The 23467-nt window shown below is 72.7% G+C and carries 20 protein-coding genes and 1 pseudogene; 7 read left to right on the top strand and 14 right to left on the bottom strand.

Features of this window, described 5'->3' with window-relative positions; genetic code table 11:
- Positions 1-48: 48 nt before the first annotated feature.
- Together F9278_RS03775 and F9278_RS03770 are read right to left on the bottom strand one after the other, a co-directional pair.
- A pseudogene (locus F9278_RS03775) lies at positions 49-736 on the bottom strand (HAD family hydrolase).
- Positions 737-756: 20 nt separating this feature from the next.
- Positions 757-1245: an Lrp/AsnC family transcriptional regulator gene (locus F9278_RS03770; protein WP_152166987.1), complete on the bottom strand. Its 489-nt coding sequence runs from the start codon at positions 1243-1245 to the stop codon at positions 757-759.
- Positions 1246-1527: 282 nt separating this feature from the next.
- On the opposite strand from F9278_RS03770, the gene F9278_RS03765 reads away from it, so the two are divergent.
- Positions 1528-3018: an FUSC family protein gene (locus tag F9278_RS03765; protein ID WP_152173678.1), complete on the top strand. Its 1491-nt coding sequence runs from the start codon at positions 1528-1530 to the stop codon at positions 3016-3018.
- 167 nt (positions 3019-3185) lie between these two features.
- Positions 3186-4265, top strand: a complete 1080-nt coding sequence (locus F9278_RS03760; RefSeq protein ID WP_152166985.1) for a lactonase family protein — start codon at positions 3186-3188, stop codon at positions 4263-4265.
- A gap of 211 nt (positions 4266-4476) precedes the next feature.
- On the opposite strand, the gene F9278_RS03755 is transcribed toward F9278_RS03760, so the two are convergent.
- The 4 genes from F9278_RS03755 to F9278_RS03740 form a co-directional block, all read right to left on the bottom strand.
- Positions 4477-5400, bottom strand: coding sequence for a sirohydrochlorin chelatase (locus tag F9278_RS03755; protein WP_152166984.1), 924 nt, complete (start codon positions 5398-5400; stop codon positions 4477-4479).
- 193 nt (positions 5401-5593) lie between these two features.
- Positions 5594-6610 (bottom strand): N-acetylglucosamine kinase, encoded by a 1017-nt coding sequence (locus F9278_RS03750; protein ID WP_152166983.1) that lies wholly within the window; start codon positions 6608-6610, stop codon positions 5594-5596.
- Entirely contained in the window at positions 6607-7284 is a 678-nt protein-coding gene (locus tag F9278_RS03745) for a uracil-DNA glycosylase (protein ID WP_152166982.1), read from the bottom strand. Before F9278_RS03745 ends, F9278_RS03750 begins: the two co-directional genes overlap by 4 nt.
- A 125-nt stretch (positions 7285-7409) precedes the next feature.
- Positions 7410-8495 (bottom strand): WD40/YVTN/BNR-like repeat-containing protein, encoded by a 1086-nt coding sequence (locus F9278_RS03740; RefSeq protein WP_193241357.1) that lies wholly within the window; start codon positions 8493-8495, stop codon positions 7410-7412.
- Between the two features lie 259 nt (positions 8496-8754).
- Between F9278_RS03740 and F9278_RS03735 the strand changes: the two genes are divergently transcribed.
- Positions 8755-9336 (top strand): Rv1733c family protein, encoded by a 582-nt coding sequence (locus F9278_RS03735; RefSeq protein ID WP_152166980.1) that lies wholly within the window; start codon positions 8755-8757, stop codon positions 9334-9336.
- Positions 9337-9459: 123 nt separating this feature from the next.
- Here the strand turns inward: F9278_RS03735 and F9278_RS03730 are convergent, their stop codons facing one another.
- Together F9278_RS03730 and F9278_RS03725 are read right to left on the bottom strand one after the other, a co-directional pair.
- The gene (locus F9278_RS03730; protein WP_152166979.1) at positions 9460-10242 is read right to left on the bottom strand and encodes a pectate lyase; all 783 of its coding nucleotides are present in this window, start codon (positions 10240-10242) and stop codon (positions 9460-9462) included.
- Positions 10243-10286: 44 nt separating this feature from the next.
- Positions 10287-11264, bottom strand: a complete 978-nt coding sequence (locus F9278_RS03725) for a pectate lyase family protein (protein ID WP_152166978.1) — start codon at positions 11262-11264, stop codon at positions 10287-10289.
- Positions 11265-11607: 343 nt separating this feature from the next.
- Here F9278_RS03725 and F9278_RS03720 point away from each other — a divergent pair, with 343 nt between their 5' ends.
- Positions 11608-12948 (top strand): extracellular catalytic domain type 1 short-chain-length polyhydroxyalkanoate depolymerase, encoded by a 1341-nt coding sequence (locus tag F9278_RS03720; protein WP_152166977.1) that lies wholly within the window; start codon positions 11608-11610, stop codon positions 12946-12948.
- Between the two features lie 281 nt (positions 12949-13229).
- On the top strand, positions 13230-14534 hold the full coding sequence (locus F9278_RS03715; RefSeq protein WP_152173677.1) for an SGNH/GDSL hydrolase family protein: 1305 nt from the start codon (positions 13230-13232) through the stop codon (positions 14532-14534).
- On the opposite strand, the gene F9278_RS03710 is transcribed toward F9278_RS03715, so the two are convergent.
- Together F9278_RS03710 and F9278_RS03705 are read right to left on the bottom strand one after the other, a co-directional pair.
- A complete protein-coding gene (locus tag F9278_RS03710) occupies positions 14483-15874 on the bottom strand; it encodes a nucleobase:cation symporter-2 family protein (RefSeq protein WP_226966617.1) in 1392 nt (463 codons plus the stop codon). The genes F9278_RS03715 and F9278_RS03710 overlap by 52 nt on opposite strands.
- Positions 15875-15982: 108 nt before the next feature.
- Entirely contained in the window at positions 15983-17326 is a 1344-nt protein-coding gene (locus F9278_RS03705; RefSeq protein WP_152166976.1) for an FAD-dependent oxidoreductase, read from the bottom strand.
- 271 nt (positions 17327-17597) lie between these two features.
- Between F9278_RS03705 and F9278_RS03700 the strand changes: the two genes are divergently transcribed.
- Complete coding sequence (locus F9278_RS03700; RefSeq protein WP_152173676.1) at positions 17598-18074, top strand: DUF6214 family protein; 477 nt, start codon at positions 17598-17600, stop codon at positions 18072-18074.
- A 23-nt stretch (positions 18075-18097) separates the two neighbouring features.
- Here F9278_RS03700 and F9278_RS03695 read toward each other — a convergent pair whose 3' ends face one another.
- Positions 18098-18781 carry a DUF305 domain-containing protein gene (locus F9278_RS03695; protein ID WP_226966616.1) on the bottom strand — a complete coding sequence of 228 codons (684 nt, stop codon included), beginning with the start codon at positions 18779-18781 and terminating at the stop codon, positions 18098-18100.
- Between the two features lie 177 nt (positions 18782-18958).
- Between F9278_RS03695 and F9278_RS03690 the strand changes: the two genes are divergently transcribed.
- Positions 18959-20464, top strand: coding sequence for an LVIVD repeat-containing protein (locus tag F9278_RS03690; protein ID WP_152166975.1), 1506 nt, complete (start codon positions 18959-18961; stop codon positions 20462-20464).
- Between the two features lie 382 nt (positions 20465-20846).
- On the opposite strand, the gene F9278_RS03685 is transcribed toward F9278_RS03690, so the two are convergent.
- The 3 genes from F9278_RS03685 to F9278_RS03675 all read right to left on the bottom strand — a co-directional run bounded on the left by F9278_RS03685 (position 20847) and on the right by F9278_RS03675 (position 23292).
- Entirely contained in the window at positions 20847-21530 is a 684-nt protein-coding gene (locus F9278_RS03685; RefSeq protein ID WP_152166974.1) for a phosphatase PAP2 family protein, read from the bottom strand.
- 152 nt (positions 21531-21682) lie between these two features.
- Complete coding sequence (locus F9278_RS03680; protein ID WP_152166973.1) at positions 21683-22624, bottom strand: M56 family metallopeptidase; 942 nt, start codon at positions 22622-22624, stop codon at positions 21683-21685.
- A 119-nt stretch (positions 22625-22743) separates the two neighbouring features.
- Complete coding sequence (locus tag F9278_RS03675; protein WP_152166972.1) at positions 22744-23292, bottom strand: DUF5134 domain-containing protein; 549 nt, start codon at positions 23290-23292, stop codon at positions 22744-22746.
- Positions 23293-23467 lie beyond the last annotated feature (175 nt).

Genomic DNA, 23467 nt, shown 5'->3' with positions numbered 1-23467 from the left:
CCACCGACATCCTCGGCGGACCGGGCTCCGCCCGTTCCGGCCCGCGCCTCAGCCCGACGCCACGATCCAGTCGTACGCCTCCCGCGCGCTGAACTCCCCCTGCCCGCCCCGCACCAGCAGCCCCGCCGTCGCGAACTCCGGGTCACCGGCCCGCTCGGCGAGACAGGGGACGGCGACGCACCGCATCCCGGCCGCATGGGCGGCGGCGGCACCCGGCGCCGCGTCCTCCAGCACCACACAGTCCGCCGGGTCGGCCCCCAGCCGGCGGGTGGCCTCCAGGAACACATCGGGCGCCGGGCTTGCCGCGGTCGACCTCCTCCGCCGACACGACGGTCCGCAGGTGCGTGTCGAGCCCGGTGCCGCCGAGGATCACCTCGATCGCCTCCCGGGACGACCCCGACGCCACGGCCATGGGTACGCCGTCGGCCGCGAGCAGTTCCACGAACGTCCGCATCTGCGGGTGGACCCGGGTGCCGGTGCGGGCCGGCTCCGGATAGTGGCGGTGCTTGGCGGCGGCGATCGTCTCCACCGGTGCGGCGAGACCGTACCGCTCACGCCAGTCGGCGACCGTCTCCTGGATGCTGATGCCGACGTACCGCTCATGGTCCGCCCAGGTGAAGCCGGTGACACCGTGCTCGGCGAGGATACGCAAGCTCGCCTGGTAATAGTTCGGTTCGCTGTCCACGAGCGTTCCGTCGAGATCGAAGATGACCGAAGTGCTGCGGATGGTGCTCATGGAATCCAGGGTGCCAGGCGTCAGTCGCCCGCCGACCGGCCCGCCGCCGAGCCGATCGACTCCACCAACGGCGACAGCCGGTACGGCACCCGCTCCCGCAGCGCCACCTCCGTACGGGTGCGCACCACGCCCGGCAGGCTGATCAGCGCCTGGATGACGTCCTCCAGATGCGCGTTGTCCCGGGCCACGACCCGGGTCAGGAGATCGCCGCCGCCGGTGATCGAGAACGCCTCGACGATCTCCGGTACGGCCGCCAGCGCGTCCCCCACGTCGTCGAGATGCCCCTGGGTCACCTCGATGTGCACGAAGGCCAGCACGGGGTGGCCGAGCGCGGCGGGGGAGAGCGACGGACTCGTGCCGGTGATCACCCCGTCCCGCTCCAGCCGCTCCAGGCGGGCCTGGAGCGTGCCCCGGGCGACGCCGAGGATCCGGGCGCACTCCCGCACGCTGGTGCGCGGCTGCTCCAGGAGCAGCCGCAGGATCCGGGTGTCCAGCTCGTCCACGGCCATGGTCCGTCGCCTCCCCTGTTCCGCTGGCCTACCAGATGTCGGATGTTCGGCGCCAAGACTGTACCAATGGCTCAGCTCTGAGAGGCCCGGTTGAGCCATTGGGGCAGAAGGTGGTACCTCTGCCGTACTCACGTAATTCACGGCGCCGCGCGGTGCCGGACGGCGACGAGGCCGGTCCGGAGCGCGGCGCCTTCGCCGTGCCCGCGGCCCACCGGAGACCCCGGACCCGCCGCGGACCCGGCGGGCACCACGGCAAGGGGGCGGCACACGGTCATGAAGAGGATGTTCACGGCTCCCGATCCGGGACTGCTGCGACTGCGGACCGGACTTCGCGCCGTCATCGGGGTGGGCGCCGCCGTGGCCGCGTCCGAACTCTGCGGCCTCTCGCTCCCCGCCTCGATCACGGCGGGGCTCGCGGCCCTCCTCGCCCTGTTCACCGTCACCGACGCGAGCGTCCCGGCCCAGCGGCTCACCACCGCGCTGCTGCCGGCGGCCGGATTCCCGGTGCTCGCCCTGGCCGCCGCCCTGCACGACCGCACCGCCGCCCGGGACATCGCGTTCGTCGCCACCGTCCTCTGCGGGGTCTACGCCCGCCGCTGGGGGCCGCGCGGACAGGCGCTCGGGATCTTCGCGTTCATGAGCTTCTTCGTCACCCAGTTCCTGCACGCCGTCCCCGCGCACCTGCCCGAGCTGTACGCCGCCACCACCCTCGCCCTGCTGGTCGCGGGCGCGGTCCGCTTCGCGCTCTGGCCGATCGAACGCTCACTGCCGCCCGTCGCGCTCCCCGCCGGGCCGCCCGGGACCGGGCTCGCGCGGCCCACCACCCGGCAGGCCTGTCAGGCGGCGGTCGCCTGCTGCGCCGCCCTGCTCGTCGGCCAGGCGCTCTCCGAGGACCGCTGGTACTGGGCCGTCGGCACCGCCTGGTGGATCTTCGTCAACACCGCGTCCCGGGGCGAGACCCTGGTCCGCGGGTTCCGCCGTGTCCTCGGCACCGTGATCGGTGTCGCCGTCGGCCTGCTGGTCGCCGTCCCGCTGGACGGGGCGCCCGCGCCGTCGGCCGCGCTGGTCGCGGTCTGCGTCTTCGGGATCTTCTACACGGCGGCGGTCTCGTACTCCTGGATGATGCTGGCGGTCACCGTCATGGCCAGCCTCCTCTACGGCCTGCTGGGCGTCCTGGACCCCGGCCTGCTCGCGCTCCGCCTCGTCGAGACGGGGGTGGGCGCGGTCTGCGCCATGCCGGCCGTGGTCCTCGTTCTGCCCGTCACCACGCACGCCACCAACGACGCCTGGATCCAGCGGGCCCTGCACTGTGTGCACGCCGCCGCGACCGCCACGGCCGCCCGGCTGGAGGGCGTCCCCGGGGCCGACCCGACCCCGCACGCCGCCGAGCTTGAACTTCTGTTCGGCAGAGCGCGGATGGCGCTCGCCCCGCTGGTCCACCCCCTGAACCCCCACCGGGCCCGCAAGGCCCGCGCCCGCGAGGCCATCCGGCTGCTCGACCACTGTGTGCAAGAGGTGCGCGCCCTGGTCCGCGCCACCGCCGACCCGGCCGGATCGCGCGAGGCCGCCCTGATCGCCGCCTGCCGACAGGTGAGGACGGCTGTGGAGGCCCTCACGGCGACCGGCGGACGAGCGGCCGTCGTCGGCCCGGAGACGGCCACGCGCACGGAGGCCGGACCCGCCCTGACCCATCTGCGCAACCTGGAGAAGGCGCTGTCCGAGCTGGCGATGCCGCTCGGCGCCGCCCCGGGCTCGCGGCCCGCCGGTCCGTAGGCCGACACCCGCCGGGCGCCCCCGGAGCACGCCCTGGGCGCCGTGTGCGGTGGAGCGGGAAGCACTGATGGGGCGCGCGCGTTCCCGTCCGCGCCACCGCTGCGGACTTTGGTCTAGACCTCCTGCTACTGTTCGCCCGCACACCAGGCGAGCGGGAGGGGTCGGCAATGACAGTGGAAACGGGCGCGGCGGGCGGGCCGCGACGACGACGGGCCTACATCGGGTCGTTCACCTCGGCCGGCGGCCTCGGTGTCCTCGTCGCCGCCGTCGACGAGGCGAGCGGCGCGCTCACCGTCCTGGGCGGTGCGGACGACGTCCCCGACCCGTCCTACCTCGCCCTCTCGCCGGACGGGGACACCCTCTACGCGGTCAGCGAGCGGCCCGAGGGAGCCGTCGCCGCCTACCGGGTGACGGGCGACAAGCCCGAGTTGACCGGGCCCCCGGTGGCGGTCGGCGACGGCCCCACCCACCTCGCCCCGCACGCCGGCCACGTCCTCACCGCCGACTACGGCTCCGGCGGCGTCACCGCCGTCCCCCTGCGGGCCGACGGCACCCTCGCCGCGCCCGCGTCCGGCACGCTCTGGCACACCGGATCCGGGCCCGACCCGCGCCGTCAGCAGGAACCGCACGCCCACCAGGTGCTGCCCGACCCGAGCGGGCGCCGCTTCCTCGGCGTCGACCTCGGCACGGACTCGGTGCGGGTGTGCGCGCTGGAGGGCGGCGTCCCCGTCGTCCACCACGAGACGCCGCTGCGACCGGGCTCGGGCCCGCGCCACCTCGCCTTCCACCCGGGCGCGAACGACCACCCGGACGGCGAACCGGGCGGATCGTACGCCTATGTGCTGAACGAGCTGGCCCCCACGGTCACCGTGTGCCGCTGGAACGCCTCTGACGGCCTGCTGGAGGCGCTGGGAGAGACCTCGGTGCTTCCGGGCGCCCCGGAGGGCGACGCGTACCCCTCGGGCCTCGCGGTGTCCCCCGACGGCCGCTTCGTGTGGACGGCCACCCGCGGCACGGACGTCCTCTCCGTGCTCGCCGTCGAGGGCGACGGGCTGCGCCTGATCACCACCGTCCCCTGCGGCGGCCACTGGCCCCGCGCCCTCGCCCAAGCCGCCGGGTTCCTGTACGTGGCCAACGAGCGCTCCGGCGACGTCACCTGGTTCACGATCGACCCCGACACGGGCGTACCCGCGCGAGGCGGCTCGATCGAGGCCCCCGCGGCCTCCTGCGTCGTCCTGGACCTCTGACCCCGACCTCCCGGAACGCCCGCACAGCACCGCCCGCACACGCCCGAGGGCCCGCTCCTGCGAGAAGAGCGGGCCCTCGGGCTGTCGTCACATTCCCGTCTGCCCCGCGACGCCTGGCACGCACTCTCACCGCAGACGCCGCTGGCCCGCCCGCCGGGCGACGACGGGAATGTGACGACAGGCCCGAGGCCGTACGGGTCGCGGTCCGGGCTCAGCGGACCGGCATGCCCTGTGGCTGCTGCGGTGCGATGCCGAGCGCCGTCGTGTACTTGCCGAGTGCCAGCTTGCCGATCGCCGGGTAGGGGCCGAGCGCCTCGGCGGCGGAGCAGCCCGCCTCCGACGCCGCCGCCTCGATCAGACCGGCGTCGATCTCCGGCCCTATCAGGTACGGCGCGAGCGCCAGCTGCTGGGAGCCGGAGGAGCGCAGCTGCTCGGCGATGGAGGTGATCGAACCCTCCTGGTCGAGGGCGGCGGCCATCACCGGCACGGCGAGGCGCGCGGCCAGCAGCATGCCCGTGATCCCGGCGGCCTGCACGGCCTCCTCGCCGCCCACGGTGGCGAGGACGATGCCGTCCGCCGCGGTGGCGACCGTGAACAGCCGGGCCCGGTCGGCGCGCGCGAGACCGGCCTCGGACAGCCGCACGTGCAGCGCCTCGGCGAGCAGCGGGTGCGGACCGAGGACATCGGTCAGCTCGGCCGCGATCCGGCTCTCCATGACGGCCTGGCGGACCTGGCGCAGCGTGGCGCTGTCCGGACCGGCCAGCAGGGGCACGACGACGGCGACGGGGCCGTCCGGCTCCTTGACGTCCAGACCGGCGGCGCGTGCCTGCTCATAACGGGCGGTGCGCTCCTCGGCGGCGCGCGTGAGCACCGTCTGCAGTGTGGGGAACTCGTCGGCACCACCGTCGACATAGCCGATGCGGGCGTCGAGGCCGGGCAGCTCGGAGCGCGCGATGCTCACGACCTCCTCGGCGAGGCCGCGCGTGGCGGCGCTGGGCGTGCCGGGCACCGCGAGGACGAGCGCGGGCGCGCCCTCGGGAGCCGCCAGGGGCTCCGGGCGGCGGTGCCGTCCGGGCTGGCGGGGTCGCGGCATTCGTACTGGCAGGCCGGACGCGGGCCCAGTGGGGGAGCTCATGGCGCCGCATGTTACTGGCTTCCTGGGCTCCCCTGTTCGGGGAGGGTGCAGGTGAGCGGTATCCGTCCTGTTTTGTCTGATGAGTTACGGGCCGATCAGGGCCGATCGATACCGCATTTATCTGCTGAACGGTGCACTTGGGTGACCACGGTGCTGCTTGTCCGACAGCCGGGATTAATCCCTGTTTCAGGTACTATTTTTCAGCCATCACGTACAACATCCGCTCGTCGTACGGCAATCCGAGCCGGTCGGCCGCCAGCGCCGCCGCGATACGCACGGCACCGGTCAGCGGATCCCCCTCCGCCGGCACCCGTCGCGCGTACGGCAGCCGCTGCGCCAACTCGGCCTCCAGAGGCCCGACCAACGGGTCACCCAGCTTGAACAGACCGCCGGTCAGCGCCACTCGGGGTTCACCGCCCGCCCCCGAGGCAGAGCCCGACGCCGGGGCGGGGTCCGGGGCCGGGCAGACGGCCGCCGCCGCGTCGGCCATGTGCCGGGCCGCCGCGCGCAGCAGGTCCGCCGCCACCGGATCGTCCCCGGCGCACGCGGCCACCTCGGGCGCGAAGGACGCGAGGACCGCCGGGCGGTCGGGCCTCGGGTAGAGCCGGCCGGGCAGCCCCTCCATCGGGCCGAACACCGTCTCGGCGCGCGCCAGCAGTGGCGCCGAACCACCGGTCCGTCCGTCGTGCGCCCGCAGCGCCGCCTCCAGCCCGGCCCGCCCGATCCACGCGCCGCCGCCGCAGTCCCCGAGCAGATGGCCCCAGCCGTCCGCCCGGCGCCACGCCGTCAGATCCGTGCCGATCGCGATCAGGCCCGTACCGGCGGCGATCACCACACCCGGCCGTGCCCCGAGAGCCCCGGTGTACGCGGTGACCGCGTCGGCCGCCAGCGCGACCCGGCGCACCCCCAGCTCGCGAGCCAGCGCCGACGGCAGCTCGGCGCGCAGCTCCTCGCCGAGCGTCGCGAACCCGGTGGCCCCGAGGGCCACCGCCGCCGGACGGTCGAGACCGGCGGTGTCGAGAAGGCTCCGCGCCATGGGCAGCAGCCGCTCCAGCAGCTGCCCGGCGTCGATGCCGCGCGCCCCGGTCCGTACCGGCTCCCCGGACACCACCGGCTCGCCGAGCACCTCGGTGCCCCGGGCCAGCACCGCGCGGAGCCCGGAACCGCCGGAGTCCACGGCGAGGACGACGGGGGGCTCGGCGCCGGTCATGGCAGGCGCCAGTCCACGGGAGCGCCGCCCTGGCGGGTCAGCAGGTCGTTGGCCCGGCTGAACGGGCGGGAGCCGAAGAAGCCCCGGTCGGCGGACATGGGGGAGGGGTGGGCGGACTCGATGGACGGCAGGTCGCCGAGGAGCGGGCGCAGATTCCGGGCGTCGCGGCCCCAGAGGATGGAGACCAGGGGGCGCCCGCGCGCGGCCAGCGCCCTGATCGCCTGCTCGGTGACCTCCTCCCAGCCCTTGCCCCGGTGCGCGGCCGGTTTGCGCGGGGCCGTGGTGAGCGCTCTGTTGAGCAGCAGCACCCCCTGCTGGGTCCAGGGCGTCAGATCGCCGTTGGACGGCTGGGAGACCCCCAGGTCGGTGTGGAGCTCCCGGTAGATGTTGAGCAGGCTGCCCGGCAGCGGCCGTACCTCCGGGGCCACCGAGAACGACAGCCCCACCGCGTGCCCCGGGGTCGGATAGGGGTCCTGCCCGACGATGAGGACGCGGACGTCGTCGAAGGGCTGTTGGAAGGCCCTCAGGACGTGGGATCCGGCGGGGAGATAGGTGCGTCCGGCGGCGATCTCCGCGCGCAGGAAGTCGCCCATCTCGGCGATCCTCCCGGCCACGGGTTCGAGGGCCTTCGCCCAGCCGGGTTCGACGATTTCATGCAACGGTCGTGGTGCCACGGCGTCACCCTACTGCCGTAACGGCCATGACGATCAACTGGCGGTCGCCGTCCGATCGACCACGACCGTTTCGGCACCGAACAGGGCCGGTTCCAGAGCGACTTGATTCCCCCGTCCTCCTCATCTCAGCCCACGACCGCCGCTCGCACGCACAGCACGTCCGGCAGATGTGACACCAACTGCCGCCAGCTGTCGCCGTCGTCGGCCGACGCGTACACCTCGCCGTTGCGGTTGCCGAAGTAGACGCCCGCCGGGTCCGCGTCGTCCGTGCACATCGCGTCGCGCAGGACCGTGCCGTAGTGGTCCTCGGCCGGCAGCCCCGCCGTCAGCGGCTCCCAGCCGCGGCCCGCGTCCGCCGTGCGGAACACCCGGCAGCGGTGGTCGGCCGGGACACGGTCCGCGTCGGCGTTGATCGGGAAGACATAGGCGGTGTCCCCGCGATGCGGATGGGCGACCGCGGCGAACCCGAACGTGGACGGCAGATCCGCGCCGATGTCCTCCCAGTGCGCGCCCGCGTCGTCGCTGCGGTACACCCCCCAGTGGTTCTGCAGATACAGCCGGTCGAGGGCCGCCGCGTCCCGGGTCACCTTGTGCACGCACTGGCCGAACTCCGGGTTCGGGTCCGGCAGGAACACCGCGGAGACACCGGAGTTGGACGGCGACCAGCTCGCGCCGCCGTCCTCGGTGCGGAACACCCCGGCGGCGGAGACGGCGACGGTCACCGCCCGTGGGTCGCGGCGGTCGGTGAGGATCGTGTGCAGCCCCTCGCCACCGCCACCCGGCTCCCACCTGTCACGGGTCGGGTGCTCCCACAGCGGTCGTACCAGCTCGAAGGTCTCGCCCCGGTCCTCGGAGCGGTACAGCGCGGCCGGTTCCGTGCCCGCGAACACCACGTCCGGCTCGGCGACCGACGGATGCAGCTGCCACACCCGTTCCAGCGAGGCCCCGGTGTCCTTGGGGAACTTCACGGCAGGCCGCGCGGGCTCGGTCCAGGTGCGGCCGAGGTCGTCGGAGTGGAAGACGGAGGGGCCCCAGTGGGCGCTGTCGCCGCCGACGAGCAGCCGGGGGGTGTCCGTACGGGTGTCGACGGCGACCGCGTAGACCGCCTGCGCGTTGAAGTAGGGCGTCTCGTCGAACTCCCAGGCGCCCCCTCGGCGCCGCCCGATGAACAGCCCCTTGCGTGTGCCCACGGTGAGCAGTACGTCAGCCATCCCGGCCACCTCCCGGACATCGTCGTCCCAGTCACCGGCCAGTCTGCACCTCATCACTGACAGTCACCCCTCGGGAGATCTCCGCCGCAGGTCAGCGGGTGTGCGTGCGGCCGGGCGGGTCGTCCGGAGGACGTCCCGGGGTGGTCCGGGAGCCGTCCGGATCCGGTGGGGTGACCCACGTCGCATGAGCAGGGGCGCGACCGCCGCCGTATGGGAGAGCGGTCCGGCAGTCCTGCGTGTGCGAGGGAGGGTGCCCCCGATGGTGGCATTCCGTGGTCCGAAGGTGTGGTTGTGGCGATGGCGGCGCAACCCGCTCAGAAGGCGCAGCGACCGGCTGGAGTCCTGGGTCGTGCTGATCGCCTGGGCGCTGACCCTGGCCGGTGGGGTGGTCACCGGTGTGCTGGCCGCCGACTCCGTCGAGTCGGGCCTCGCCCGGCAGCGCGCCGAGTGGCGCCCGGTCGGCGCCGCCCTCACCGAGGACGCGCCGGAGCCGTCCGGCCCGAGCGGTACGGGCACGGAGAAGGTGTGGGCGAAGGTCCGCTGGACCGCCCCGGACGGCTCGGCCCGCGAGGGCCAGGCCCGGGTCGATCCCGCCAGCCTGATGGGCGCCCCGGTCACCGTCTGGACGGACGCCGAGGGACTGCTGGTCACCAAGCCCGCCAGCGAGTCGCAGGCCCGGCTGCGGGCCACGCTCGTCGGCGGTCTCGCGGGCTTTTTCGTGGCGGCCGTGCCCTTCGTGGGCGGCCGGCTGGTGCGCGGCCGTATGGAGCGGCGGCGGATGGACCAGTGGGACGAGGAGTGGGAGCGGATCGGGCCGCTCTGGGAACGCAAGATCTGGTGAGGCCGGGCGGGGCGCGCACGTGACGGTGACCGCGCCGCGCGCACGGCCGACGGCCGGACGAGGCCCGTGGGGGGAGGCTCCGTCCGGCCGTCGGGGGGACTCACCGGTGGGTGACGAGCGGGCTCACCTGTAGGTGATGTCCGAGGCGGAGTACAGGCAGTTGGTGCTGTCGGGGCCCGTACCGACGGCGGTGTTGTTGTTGTACTTCTGGCACGGGATGACCTTGCGGCCGCTGTCGTTGAGGATCGTGATGCCCCGCAGGGTCGCCACGTCGCCCCGGTTGGTGTTGATGCCGACGAGCCGCGTGGTGGAACCGGTCCCGGTCACCTCGATGTTGCTGAGGTTCACCTTGCGCGTGTACTGCGTGGAGCAGTCGCCGCACGAGCGGTACAGCGTCTTGAACTCGCTGACCGCGAAGTTGGAGATGTTCAGGGTGCCGGGCCCGTTGTGCTGGAAGACCTTGTCGGCCGCCTTCCTGGCGCCGCCGCCGGTCACCGTGTAGGTGGACCCGCCGCGGAAGGTCGCCGCGTCCTCGCCGACGTCCTCCCACCACACGTTCTGCAGCGTGCAGTTGCCCTCGCAGTGGATGCCGTCGGCGCCGGGCGCGCCGATGATGACGTTCTTCAGCGTCGCGCCGGCCGCGAGCTTGAAGATCGGGTCCTGGCCCTCCTCCTGGCCGTCGCCGGCCAGGGCGCCGCTGCCGTAGTAGCGGACCATGCCGCCGTCCCTGGTGCCGGAGACCGAGATGGTGGAGGACACCGGCTGGCTGCCGTTGGCCGACGGCCAGGTGGCGGCGTTCGCCGGAGTGGCCCCGCTAGTCATGATCATGCCAAACGAAAGGCTGAACGCGGCGAGTGTGCCGGTCAGCGCGCGCGTGCGGGCACGCGGACGTACCGCAGAAGTCATGTCCCGATTCCTTCTGTTGTCCGAGCGGATGGGGGGGCGGGTTCTCAGAGTTTCCCGGTGCCCGCACCCGACGTCACCGAGGCGACGACCGAGGAGGCGGACTCGGCGGTGTAGCCGTAGGGCGGGGCGGTGAAGCTCCCCGTCCGGGAGATCTCGGTGGCGGCCCCACCGAGGTCGTTGCCGCGCAGATTCGCGTAGCCGTCCACGTCACTGCTGCGGTTCGTGGTGACCGCGACTCCGGTGTTCCGGAAGACGTTGTTCTCCACGAGCATCTGGGCGCCCATGCGCGAGTGGCAGGCGGTCTCGGCGCCGTCCACGTAGTTGTTGTAGAAGTGCCCCGTGCCGAAGCGCAGGCTGGGGATGCGCGAGTACACGTCGGCGAAGTGGTTGTGGTGGTACGTCACCTTCAAGTGGCCGGTGTCCTCGGCGGCGTTGTTGTCGCTGTGGCCGACGAGCGAGCCCTTGAAGTGCTCCTTGAAGGTGTTCCAGGACACCGTCACGTTGTCCGAGCCGTGGTTGATGTCCAGCAGACCGTCGTAGTGGTCCTTGTCGTGGGTGCGGTCCGCCGAGAACGCGTTGTGGTCGATCCACACCCTCGTGGACTCCTGGACCGTGATGCCGTCGGCGGGCGCGACCGGCTTGCTGATGTTCAGATTGCGCACGACGACATTGGTCTCCTCCTTGATCCGCAGACCGCCGCCGGTGAACCCGGACGACGAACCCACGCCGAGGACCGTCGTGTTGGAGCCGAGGTCGACCTGACCACTCAGCGGGATCAGGCCGTTCACGCGGACGACCTTGGCCGCGTTGCCGGTGACGGCGCTCTGGAAGGCGGCGAGTGTCGAGACCGTGACCGGGGTGGCGCCGCCACCGCCGGTGGTCCCGGCGCCGAAGCCGATCGGTGAGGTCTCCGCGGCGCCCGCCGTGTGCGGCAGGACGAGAACGGCGGCCGTCGCCAGGGCGGCAGCGGCGGCCACCAGGGCCGATCTTTGCGCGTGTGTACGTGGGGGGACGGTACGCATGCGGGTGCGTCCCTTCAGGCGAGAGCCGATGGGCCATGTATGTGAAGGAAGTTCACTGATCTGATCGCCGCGCGCGAGCGGGGGCGTTCGATGCGACGTCCGGTTCACATCGCTGAACGGAACGTAGGGGGCAAGCGCTTTCTGGTCAACGCTTTGCGCAAAAGACATTGCGTCGGGCCTGGTAGGGGCCCGGCCGGGGCGGACGACCGTGCGGGGCCGGTGCGCCCATCGGCCCCGACGGCCCGGTGCGAGCGAATTCTTTCGACGGGTGGGAGCGCTTCCATGGCCGCCATGCCCATGCCACGATGCCCTTCCCGCCGACCTCACGGGAAGGCACGACGACGTGACCCTCACCCCCCACGACGGCACGCGCGGACCACGGCGCCCGGTGCTCGTCGCCCTGCTGGGAGCGCTGCTGGCCTTGCTCGCGGCCACGCTCCTGACCGCCCCCACGGCCGCCGCGGCGGACCGGGGAACCGGGGCCGCGAGCGCCGGGGCCGCTCCCCGGGCCGCGCTCACCGAGATCACCGGCTTCGGCCCGAACCCCAGCAATCTGCAGATGTACCTGTACGTCCCGGACAGCGTCACCGCGAACCCGGCGATCGTGGTGGCCGTGCACTACTGCACGGGCTCGGGACCGGCGATGTACAACGGCACCGAGTACGCCCAACTGGCCGACCGGTACGGCTTCATCGTCGTGTACCCGTCCGTCACCCGCAGCAGCAAGTGCTTCGACGTCTCCTCCCCGCAGGCGCTGACCCGCGGCGGCGGCAGCGACCCCGTGGGCATCAAGTCCATGGTCGACTGGACCGTCCGCACCTACGGCGCCGACACCGGCCGTGTCTTCGCCACCGGCATCTCCTCCGGCGCGATGATGACCAACGTCCTGCTCGGCGACTACCCGGACGTGTTCGCCGCCGGCGCCGCCTTCGCGGGCGTGCCCTTCGCCTGCTTCGCCACCACCAACGGCTCCGAGTGGAACAGCGACTGCGCGGGCGGCACCATCACCCGCACCCCGGGGGCCTGGGGCGACCTCGTCCGCGGCGCCCATCCCGGCTACACGGGCACCCGGCCGCGTATGCAGCTGTGGCACGGCACCACCGACGACGTGCTGCGCTACCCCAACTTCGGCGAGGAGATCAAGCAGTGGACGAATGTGCACGGGGTGAGCCAGACACCGGCCGCCACCGACACACCCCAGACCAACTGGACCCGCACCCGCTACGGCGGCACCGGTGACCGCGCCCCCGTCGAGGCGATCAGCCTCCAGGGCACCGGCCACAACCTCTACGCCTGGGGCATGGGCGAGCGCGTCCTCACCTTCTTCGGCCTCAACAGCTCCGGCCCCGCGCCCCAGCCCCCGGCGGGCCCCTGCAAGGTGACCGTCACCACCAACGCCTGGAGCACCGGCCTGACCGCGTCCGTGACCCTCACCAACACCGGTACGACGGCGGTCAACGGCTGGAAACTCGCCTTCACCCTGCCCTCCGGACAGACCGTCACCAACGGATGGGGCGCCACGTACAGCCCGGCGAGCGGCGCCGTGACCGCGACCAACGCCACCTACAACGCGGCGATCGCACCCGGCGCGAGCGTCGGCATCGGCTACCAGGCCGACCACACCGGCAACAGCGCCGCACCCTCGGCGTACACGCTCAACGGGACGGCGTGCACGGTCGGTTGACATGCCGTACGGGAGGGCCGTCCGACCGGCCCTCCCGCTCGGCCCTCCCGCTGGGCGGGGCCGCCGCTTCCGCCTCCCACCCGGTCCGCCGCGGCTCCTCTCGGCCCGACCTCGCCGGCTACCGACTACCGGTGACCGGCTACCGCCCGACCGACCCCGGCATCCGTAGAAAGGCACCGCTCTTGCACCCGCCCACGCACCCGCTCAGCAGCCTTCGGTCCGCCGAGCCCGTCGAGTCCGCCGAGCCCGCCCGGCCGTCGAACCGGGCGGCGCTCGCGGGCGTGATCGCGGCCTGTGTTCTCGCGCTGGCCCTCGTGGTGGCCTCCTCCGCCGTGGTCGCCCTGGTCAGGAGCCCACAGCGGACCGACGGGGCGGGCGCGGGCGACCCGGCGCCGTCCGCCCGGCACTGGGTGAACACCTGGTCCGCGATGCCCCAGCTCACCGAGCCGGGCAACATGCCACCGGCGCCGTTCACCGGGGACCGGGCGGTGCTGGTCGACACCACCCTGCGGCAGACCGTGCGTGTCACCACCGGCGGCGACCGCGTCCGGCTGCGTTTCTCCAACGCCTTCGGCGGCAGCGCGCTGCCCCTGACCGCCGTGACGGTTGCCCTTCCGCTGGGCGGCCGGGCGGGGGTCGGGGCGGTCGAACCCGGCACCACCCGGCCGGTGACCTTCAGCGGGCGGGAGACCACGACCGTCCCGGTGGGCGCCCAAGTCGTGTCCGACCCACTGGAGTTCACGCTGCGGCCGGGCACCAACCTGACCGTGACGGCGTATCTGGCCGAGGGACAGGCCTCCCTCGCCCTCACCTCGCATCCCGGCTCCCGCACCACCTCGTACCTGCTGCGCGGCGACCACACCGAGGACACGGACCTCCCCGGCGCGACCCCGACCAACCACTGGTATCTGCTCAGCGATGTCGAGGTGCTGTCCCGGGCCGCCACGACCGCCGTCGCCGTCCTCGGCGACTCGCTCACCGACGGCCGGGGCTCCACCACCAACGGCAACGACCGCTGGCCCGACCAGCTCTTCGACCGCCTCCAACAGCGGCCCGGCACCCGGCACATCGCCGTGGTCAACCAGGCGGCCGGCGGCAACCGCGTCCTCAACGACGGCCTCGGCCCCAACGCCCTCGCCCGCCTGGACCGGGACGTCCTCGCCCACAGCGCCGTCGAGCGGCTGATCGTCTTCGAGGGCGTCAACGACCTGGGCACCGCCGAGGCCACCCCCGCCGCCCAACAGCGCGTCGCGGCCGACCTGATCGCCGCCTACGAGCAGATCATCGTCCGCGCCCACGCCCAGGGCATCCGGGTGTACGGCGCGACCCTGCTGCCCTTCGGCGGCAACACCCCGTACGACGACCCCGCCGGACACCGGGAGGCGGCGCGACAGACCGTCAACACCTGGATCCGCACCGGTGGCCGTTTCGACGCGGTCCTCGACTTCGACCGCGCGGTCCGCGACCCCGGCGACCCGAGCCGCCTCCTCCCCGGCCTCCACGACGGCGACTGGCTGCACCTCAACCCCGAGGGCTACCGCGTCCTGGCCGAGTCGGTCCCGGTCCGACTGCTCCAACGGCGGTGACCGTCACGGCCGTCAGCCCCGGCACCGGCCGAACCGGCCCTCGAACGACGGTGGTTGAAGAGCAGGTTCAGCGCGATCGCGGTCAGACAGCCCGCGCTGATGCCGCTGTTCATCACCGTCTGGAACCAGTCCGGGAAGCTCGCGTAGACCGTGGGCACCCCGACGGGCAGCAGACCCACCGCCACCGACACGGCCACGATCGTCAGATTGTCGTTGTCCTTGAACTCCACCCGGGCGAGCGTCCGCAGACCGCTCGCGGCGACCGTCCCGAACATCACCAGGCCCGCGCCGCCGAGCACCGGCGCCGGAATCGCCGCGACCACCGCGCCGAGCTTCGGCAGCAGCCCCAGCAGTACGAGCATCCCGCCCGCCGCCGCGACGACCCAGCGGCTGCGCACCCGGGTCATCCCGACCAGGCCCACGTTCTGCGCGTACGCCGTGTACGGGAAGGTGTTGAAGACGCCGCCGAGCACGGTGGAGAACCCGTCCGCGCGGAGCCCGTCGGCGAGCGAGCGCGGTTGCACCTCACGGCCGGTCATCTCGCCGACCGCGATCAGGTCACCGGTGGTCTCGGTCATCGCCACCAGGGCCACCACCAGCATGGACAGGATCGCGGAGAGCTGGAACGTGGGCGCCCCGAAGTGGAACGGCGTGCTGATGCCCAGCCAGTCGGCGTCCTTCACCCCGGCGAAGTCCGTGAACCCGAGCGGCACCGCCACCGCGAGCCCCACGACCATGCCGATCAGTACGGCGATCCGGCTGAGGAACGCCGGCGCGAACCGCTGTACGCCCACCACGACGAGCAGCACGAACGCCGCGAGAGCCAGGTTCCTCGGCTCCCCGAAGTCCTCGGCGCCCACACCGCCGGCCGCCCAGTTGCCGGCCACGGGGAGGAGGGAGAGGCCGATGATCAGGATGACGGTGCCCGTGACGAGCGGCGGGAAGAAGCGGAGGAGCCTGCCGAACACCGGGGCGAGCAGCATGATCGCCAGACCGGCCACGATCACCGAGCCGTAGATGGCGGGGAGTCCGCCGCCCTCCGTCCCGATCAGCACCATCGGGGAGACGGCCGCGAAGGTGCAGCCCTGCATGATCGGGAGCCGGACGCCGAAGCGCCAGACGCCGACGCACTGGATCAGGGTCGCGACACCGCACACGAGGAGGTCGGCGGTTATCAGATAGGCCAGGTCGGCGGGTGGCAGGCGCATGGCTCCGCCGACGATCAGGGGGACGGCGACCGCGCCCGCGTACATGGCCAGGACGTGTTGGAGGCCGAAGGCCAGCAGGTGGCGGGTGGGGGGTACTTCGTCCACGGGGTGGGTGGGGGTGAGGGAAGCCATGGGCGAGACCCTAGGGGACTTGAAAAGTTTGTTGATTTCAAGGGTGTTGCCTGTTGTGTTCGGAGCGCGGGCGTGTGTGGGGGGTGATCGCGCGGTTCCCCGCGCCCCTCACGGGGCGTTCCCGTGCGCGGCGGTCAGCAGGGACCGCCAGTCGGGGAGTTTCACCACGCCTCGGCCGAGGGAGGCGCCCAAGGCCGCCTCGGCTCGCTCTATCGCCTGCCAGCCCGGCCACTCGATCGGCGTGCGTCCCTCCGCCCGCAGCGCGCCCACCGGATCGGCCGGCACGCTCCTGGCCGAGAGCGCCGACGCGTCCTCCAGCAGTGACGTCGCCGTCTCCTTCGCGCAGGGGCGGTTGGTGCCGATCACCCCGGTCGGGCCGCGCTTGATCCAGCCGGCCACGTACTCGCCGGGGGAGGGGACACCGTCGCGCAGGACGCGGCCCGCGAGGTGCGGGATCGTGCCGTGGGCCGGGTCGAAGGGGAGGCCGTCCAGGGGGACACCCAGGTAGCCGACCGAGCGCAGGACGAGTTGGGCCTCGATCTCCTCGAAGCGGCCGGTGCCGGTCAGACCGCCGCGGCCGTCGGGTGCGGTGCGCTCCAGGCGTACACCGCGGACCCGGTCGCCGTCGGCGAGGAGTTCGACCGGGCGGAGGAAGAAGCGCAGCCGGATGCGATGGCGTGCGGCCGGTCCGGGCGCGGTGGCCCAGCCGCGCAGCACCTCCACGTTGCGGCGCCGCGCGGCGGGGAGGGACGACGGGTCGACGTAGGCCGGATCGAGTTCCAACTCTTCGTGTTTCACGGTCACTTGGGTGTCCGGGAGGGTGCTCAGCTCACGCAGCTCCTTGGTGGTGAAGCGGGCCTGCGAGGGGCCCCGGCGGCCCACCATGTGGACATGGGTGACCGCGCTGGCGGCGAGGGAGGTCAGGGCGGCCTGGGGCATGTCGGTGGGGCTCAGCTCCGTCGCGCCGCGCGCCAGCATCCGGGTGACGTCCACCGCGACGTTGCCGACGCCGATGACCACGGCGGTCCGCGCCCCGGCGAGGAAGCCGCCCGCCGGCGCGTCCGGGTGCGCGCTGTACCAGGCGACGAACTCGGTCGCCGACCAGCTGCCGCGCAGCTCCTCGCCCGGGATGCCGAGCCGTCTGTCACCGGCGGCGCCCACGCAGTACACCACCGCGTGGTACAGCTCCCGCAGCCGCGCGGTCGGCACCCCGTCCGGGCCCACCCGCACCCCGCCGAGGAACCGCACCCGCTCGTGCTCCAGCACGGCCCGCAGACTGTTCTGCAGCGACTTGATCTTCTCGTGGTCCGGCGCCACCCCGTAGCGCACCAGCCCGTACGGGCAGGGAAGCCGGTCCAGCACGTCGACGAGCACGTCCGGGTCCAGCTGGACGAGGCTCTGGGCGGTGTAGCACCCGCTCGGCCCCGAACCGACGACGGCGACACGCAGCACGGCGGACTCCTTGCGTGAGGAGATCGCTGATGCCTCAAGGATCCCACCGCCGGGCCGACCGGGGGAGGAGTGGGGAGGGGAGGGGTCCGGACGCGGGGGAGGGGCCGTGGGGCGGGGCAGGGGGCGAGGGGTCGGGTGCTGCGCCGTCGGGGTGCCGTGCGCCCTCGGGCTGCGTGGCTGTGCGCAGTGAATGTGATCATGCGCTTACGTTGCGTGTGTGCTGGAAACATCCTCTCTTAATCTTTCCGACCGCCACTGGCAGGACGGCGCGGTGACCGTGCGGCCCGCGTGGGAGGTGCAGGAGCAGGGCGGCGCCACGGCCTGGTTCGACGCGCGGCTCTCCTTCCCGGACGGCGCCGAGGTCGAGGTGCTCGCCGTGGTCCGCGACGGCCGGCTGTCCCTGGAGGACGTCCGCGCCCAGCCGCCGCTGTCCCTGGACGACCTCGCGGAACTGGCCGACTGGATCGAGGTCCCGCTGTTCGAGGCATGCGGCACCACGCCCGAGATCCTTGAGGAGGAACTCCCCGGGTCCCCGTACGGCACCGGTCGCCGGGCCAGGCCCGCGTGGCCGCGCGGCGCGGAGGGGCGGCGACGGGTCGCCGAGGAGTACCTCGCGGCGCAGCGGTCCGGCTACGACCCGGTGCTCGCCGTGATGTGCGCGACCGGCCACAGCCGCCGCAAGTCCCTCCGTCTCATCGCCGGCGCGCGCGACGAGGGCCTCCTCGGCCCCCGCCACGCGCGCCGCTGAACCCGTAAGGACGGGGCGGCCGGCTAGTCCGTCAGATCGCGCATCCGGCTGATCTCGGTCGCCTGCTGGGCGATCACGTCGTCGGCCATCTCCTCGACCAGGATGTTGTTGCCCTGGGCCTTCACATCCGTGGCCATGGTGATCGCCCCCTCGTGATGAGTGATCATCAGCTTGAGGAAGAGGGCGTCGAACTTCTTCCCGTCGAGCGCGGCGAGTTCCTTCAGCTGGGCCTCGGTCGCCAGGCCGGGCATCGCCTCGTGGTCGTGCGAAGTCTCGCGCCCGTTACCGTCGTTGGCCTTCAGCCAGCCCTCCATGGCCGCGATCTCGGGCTTCTGGGCGGCCGAGATGCGCTCGGCGATCCGCTTCACCTGGGTCGACTTCGCGCGGTCGGGGGCGAGTTCGGTCATCTCCAGGGCCTGGGTGTGATGCACGATCATCATGCGGGCGTAGTCGTAGTCCGCGGAATTCGGAGTGTCGTCCTCCGCCCGCTGTTTCTCGACTTCCTGCGGCGGGAGGGTTTGAGCCGCCTCACCGGGTTTTCCGGGGGCGATCACCGCGGGTCCGCTCGACCGGGCGGAACCACCGTCGGGGGCCGCCTCCGACCCCGAGTCGCAGCCCGCGAGGGCGAGCAGAACGGCCGTCAGCGAGGCCGTGACCAGCGACGCGCGGGATGTGCGGCGGACGAGCACAGTGACCTCCTGGGACACGGCAACAGGCTTACACCTCGTGAGTGTTGACGAACGTTCCTAACATGCTTTCGCGCGCCGGTGATCAAGTTTGTTCGTTACAAGTACATTGCCGTCTATTGATCTGTGCATGATGAAGACGATACTTCGTGAGGTGCACGAACCGTTCAACTGCGAACGGCCATACGGGAGGACACAGTGACCCTGTTGAACAACCTAAGGACGCGGCGCAGACGTCTGGGTGTCGCCGCGACCGCGGCCGGACTGCTGGCCGCGCTGCTCACCGCCGGACCGGCGGCAGCGACGCCCGACCCCGGGGACTCGCCCGCCGTGCGGGAGAAGGTCTCCAAGAGCGACGCGGCCGAGGCGCGGGCGGCGATCGCCGCCGGCGAGATACCCGGCCAGGACGAGATCGTCCACTCCGCCAACATCCAGCATCTGACCAACATCCCGAAGGAGGCGCTGCCCGGCACCAACTCGGACCTCGCCTTCCAGGGCAAGTACGCCTACGCCGGAAACTACGACGGCTTCCGGGTCTTCGACATCAGCGACCCGAAGTCCCCGAAGACCGTCGCCCAGGTGCTCTGCCCGGGTTCGCAGAACGACATCTCCGTCTCCGGCGACCTGCTCTTCCTGTCCACGGACTCCTCGCGCAGCGACAACTCCTGCAACAGCACCACGCAGCCCGCGACCGAGAAGTCGTCGTGGGAGGGCATGAAGATCTTCGACATCAGCGACCCGAGGTCCCCGAAGTACGTCGCCGCCGTGGAGACCGCCTGCGGCTCGCACACCCACACGCTGGTGCCCGACGGCAAGAACGTCTACGTCTACGTCTCCTCGTACTCGCCGGCTGCGGCGTTCCCCGACTGCCAGCCCCCGCACGACGGCATCTCGGTCATCAAGGTGTCCCGCAAGCACCCGGAGCGGGCCAAGGTGGTGGGCTTCCCGGTCCTGTTCCCCGGTGAGGGCCCCGACGGCGGCGGCAACCCGGGTTCGCCCACGAACCCCGGTGTCTCCAAGACCACGGGCTGCCACGACATCACGGTGCTGCCGTCCAAGGACCTGGCCGCCGGCGCGTGCATGGGTGACGGCATCCTGTTCTCCATCAAGAACCCGAAGAAGCCGAAGGTCATCGACCGGGTCCAGGACAACGTGAACTTCGCGTTCTGGCACTCGGCCACCTTCAACCAGGACGCCAACAAGGTCGTCTTCACCGACGAGTTGGGCGGCGGCGGCGCGGCCACCTGCAACGCGGCGATCGGGCCGGACCGCGGGGCCGACGGCATCTACGAGATCGTCGGCAAGGGCGACAAGCGCAAGCTCGTCTTCAAGAGCTACTACAAGATCCCCCGCCACCAGGCGGACACCGAGAACTGCGTCGCCCACAACGGCTCGCTGATCCCGGTGGAGGGCAAGGACATCATGGTCCAGGCGTGGTACCAGGGCGGTGTCTCCGTCTGGGACTTCACCGACTCCTCGCAGCCCGAGGAGATCGCCTACTTCGAGCGCGGTCCGATCTCCACCTCCACCCTCGTCGGCGGCGGTTCGTGGTCGGCGTACTACTACAACGGCTACATCTACTCGAACGACCTGGTGAAGGGCTTCGACGTCCTGAAGATCGACGATCCGCGGACGGACCCCGCCAAGCGGGTCCAGCTGGATGAGCTCAACGTGCAGACACAGCCGGACTACTTCGACCGGTAGCAGCACCGCGACCGCTCTCGGTCATCCGTCCCGCCGGGCCCTTCGGGGACCGGCGGGACACCGGCCGCCGCGCTCTGCGTCGACCGGAGCCGTGCGGGGCCATCCTGGCAACTCCCCCTGGACCGGCGGTCGGCGAACTATACTCGGCGCTTCTGGGCGGCGACCTCATGTCCGCCCGCCCGGCCGTTGTTCGTCCCGGGCCGCACGGGGGACGGTCCGGGACGGACGTCCAGCGGTGCCGAACACCCGATCGCCGAACGGCACTCGAACCTCCGGCCGGCCGACCCGCCGCACGAGAGGGCGACCGAAGGCGTCTCGGCCCACCGGTTCCAGCGCTTCCACGGCCCCGTCGGGGCGGTTCGGCGGCCCGGTCCCGCGCCGGTCAAGTGCGTGCCGGGCCGCGCCACTTCTCGTACGTCAGCACCGCCAGCGCGATCGTCAGACCGCCCAGCAGCCAGCCGGCCAGCACATCCGACGCCCAGTGCACGCCCAGCCAGATCCGGGTCAGGCCGACGCCCACGACGGAGACGGCGGCCACCGCCAGCGCCGTCCGCAGGAGGACGCCGCCGACGCCGTACCGGCGCATGAGCCAGATCAGCAGACCCAGGACGACCGTGGCCGTCATGGCGTGGCCCGACGGGTACGCGGCGTAGTGCGCGGAGTCGACGGGGTCGGGCCACGCGGGGCGCTCCCGGCCGACGGCCGCCTTCAGGCCCTGCTGCACGGCCGTGCCCACCGCGCAGGTGATCCCCAGCCAGAGGGCGAGCCACCACTCCCGGTGGCGCCACACCAGCCAGACCGCGGCGCCCGCCGCCAGCAGACGCATCGTCACCGGGTCCCAGACCCAGTCCGTCAGGACGCGGAACACCTGGGTGAGGCCCGGATCGTCGACGGCCCATCTGTGCGTGGTGTTCGCGATGCCCTCGTCCAGGGACATGAGCGGCCCCCAGGAGAGCGCGACCAGGACGAGGAGCAGGACGGAGGGCGCCGCGCAGGCCGCGGCGGCGGGGACGGTGCGGGTGGTCGACGGCCGATGGGGCGGCGTGTCGACGGTGGGGGTGTGCATACAGCGATCCTGGCCGACTCCCGGGGTCCCGGGCCAACGCCGGGGCGTGAGATCACTGTCACGCGCCGCGACCGGAGCAAAGCCGTCCAGTCGTGCGTTGTTCTTGGGCTTCCCTTTGTCTTCCCTTTGCCATATCGCGACTCTCTGCCATGTCATGACCTCCCGAGTGCCCGTAAAGCGGGGACGAAAGCCACCAACACGGGCACCGCCGGTACGAGGGCGGCGCACGCGGTCAGCCGCAGCCGGCGCGCCGGAGTGAGGCGTTCCGGGGGAGCGAGCAGCCGGTGGACCCGCTGCGGCACATGGTCCTCGGGGGTCGGACAGGGCCCGAACACTCCCCGGTCCTCGTTGAGGCCGACGAGCGCGAGGGCGATGGTGAGGCGGCCGTGGCGGCGGGAGGCCGTGTCGTCGGCGGCGAGTTCGACCAGCCGGTGCATCTCGTCGCGGAACGCGGCGAACACCGGCACCCGGGGGAACCCGCCCGCGAGCGCCGCCGCGCAGTGCAGCAGCCAGTGGTGCCGCGCCCGCGCGTGCCCCTGCTCGTGCGCGACCACCGCGTCCACCTGCCGCCCCTTCAGCCGGCGCAACGCGGCCGTGGTGATGACCAGCCGGGGCGTGGGACCGGGCAGCCACCAGGCGTCCGGCCGCTCGCCCTCCACCACCACCAGCCGGTCGCCGTCCGGCTCCTCACCGGGCAACAGCGGGGCGCGCAGCAGCAGTTCCGCGTGCCGCCGACGGTGCTGGCGCCGGGCGCGGACGATCTCGCGGACCAGCATCGCCCCCGTCCACAGCCCACCGCAGGCGAGCGTCACGGCCGTGGCCATGGCCCAGGAGCCCCCGCCGCCCAGCGCGTACGCCTCCACGACCCCGTCGGGCGCCGGCGCGAACACCCGCCCGCGCACCACCGTCCAGGCCGCCGCCGCGCTCAGCGCCATCGACAGCGCACAGCACAGCAGCACGGCCGCCACCACGCACTGCCACACCCACAACGCGACCACCGGTTCACGGTCCGGCCAGTCGGCGCGCGCCAGCAGCCGCGGGGCGACGACGGCGGTCAGGGCGCCGAGCAGCAACAACGCCGCGGGGACCATCATGGGGTGCAGCCTATGAGCGTGCCGGTGCGCGGCGACACGGGCCGCACCACCGAAGTGACACAGACCACGATCGATCGGGTACGGCGGCGCCCGCGCGGCCCTCCGGTCGTCCCCGCCGCTCAGACCGTCAGCAGCATCGCGAACATCCCGATGCCCATGGACAGCCGGCAGGCCCGCGCCAGCTCCGGCCGGTCGCCCCAGCCGACCGCCGGGGCCGCCGCGCCACCCGCCCCCGCCGGTACGGGTATGAGCCGGACGCCCGCCCACAGCACGTACCCGGCGAAGTACAGCAACAGCACCCCCGTCACCAGGGGCGGCCCCGCGCCGCCGTGTCGCCCTCCCGGCGAGGCGACCATCACCGCGGCCATGTAGACCATCGCCAGCGCGCCCACCAGGTGGTGCAGATGGTGCGCGCCCGCGCGCGCCGACCACAGGGCGCGTACGGCCGCGGCCCCGAACACCGCCGCGTACGCGAGCCAGGCCCAGCGCGGCGGAGCCACGGTCGCGGCGGGCACGGCCATCGCGGCCATGCCGAACCCCATCAGCGCCTCCCCGCCCGCGGCGAGACGCTGCTCCTCCACGGCGCTGCGCATCCGCAGCAGGCAGTAGCCCCCGGTCACCGCGCACAGCGCGACCAGCAGCCAGCCGGCCGAAACCGGTCCGTGCACCGCGCACCTCCATCGGATGGCCGGATGGTCGGGTGGTTGGACAGTCGGTCAGGGCATGCCCGGACCCGAAGGCGCGCATACGAGCGCAGGGGTGTACGCGGGGGAGCGCGCGGGAGTGCGGGAGAGTGGAACGGAGACGGGTGCCACAGTGCGGCGATATGGTTCACGGGTAAAA

The organism is Streptomyces phaeolivaceus (assembly GCF_009184865.1).
Classification (GTDB): Bacteria; Actinomycetota; Actinomycetes; order Streptomycetales; family Streptomycetaceae; genus Streptomyces; species Streptomyces phaeolivaceus.
This window is presented reverse-complemented; position numbering and strand designations above follow the sequence as displayed.

Coding starts and splice junctions, on each gene's coding strand:
- F9278_RS03770 (WP_152166987.1), bottom strand. CDS start 1,245: ATGGCCGTGGACGAGCTGGACACCCGGATCCTGCGGCTGCTCCTGGAG.
- F9278_RS03725 (WP_152166978.1), bottom strand. CDS start 11,264: ATGCGTACCGTCCCCCCACGTACACACGCGCAAAGATCGGCCCTGGTG.
- F9278_RS03730 (WP_152166979.1), bottom strand. CDS start 10,242: ATGACTTCTGCGGTACGTCCGCGTGCCCGCACGCGCGCGCTGACCGGC.
- F9278_RS03740 (WP_193241357.1), bottom strand. CDS start 8,495: ATGGCTGACGTACTGCTCACCGTGGGCACACGCAAGGGGCTGTTCATC.
- F9278_RS03685 (WP_152166974.1), bottom strand. CDS start 21,530: ATGCACACCCCCACCGTCGACACGCCGCCCCATCGGCCGTCGACCACC.
- F9278_RS03765 (WP_152173678.1), top strand. CDS start 1,528: ATGTTCACGGCTCCCGATCCGGGACTGCTGCGACTGCGGACCGGACTT.
- F9278_RS03750 (WP_152166983.1), bottom strand. CDS start 6,610: ATGACCGGCGCCGAGCCCCCCGTCGTCCTCGCCGTGGACTCCGGCGGT.
- F9278_RS03760 (WP_152166985.1), top strand. CDS start 3,186: ATGACAGTGGAAACGGGCGCGGCGGGCGGGCCGCGACGACGACGGGCC.
- F9278_RS03710 (WP_226966617.1), bottom strand. CDS start 15,874: ATGGCTTCCCTCACCCCCACCCACCCCGTGGACGAAGTACCCCCCACC.
- F9278_RS03735 (WP_152166980.1), top strand. CDS start 8,755: ATGGTGGCATTCCGTGGTCCGAAGGTGTGGTTGTGGCGATGGCGGCGC.
- F9278_RS03755 (WP_152166984.1), bottom strand. CDS start 5,400: ATGAGCTCCCCCACTGGGCCCGCGTCCGGCCTGCCAGTACGAATGCCG.
- F9278_RS03680 (WP_152166973.1), bottom strand. CDS start 22,624: ATGATGGTCCCCGCGGCGTTGTTGCTGCTCGGCGCCCTGACCGCCGTC.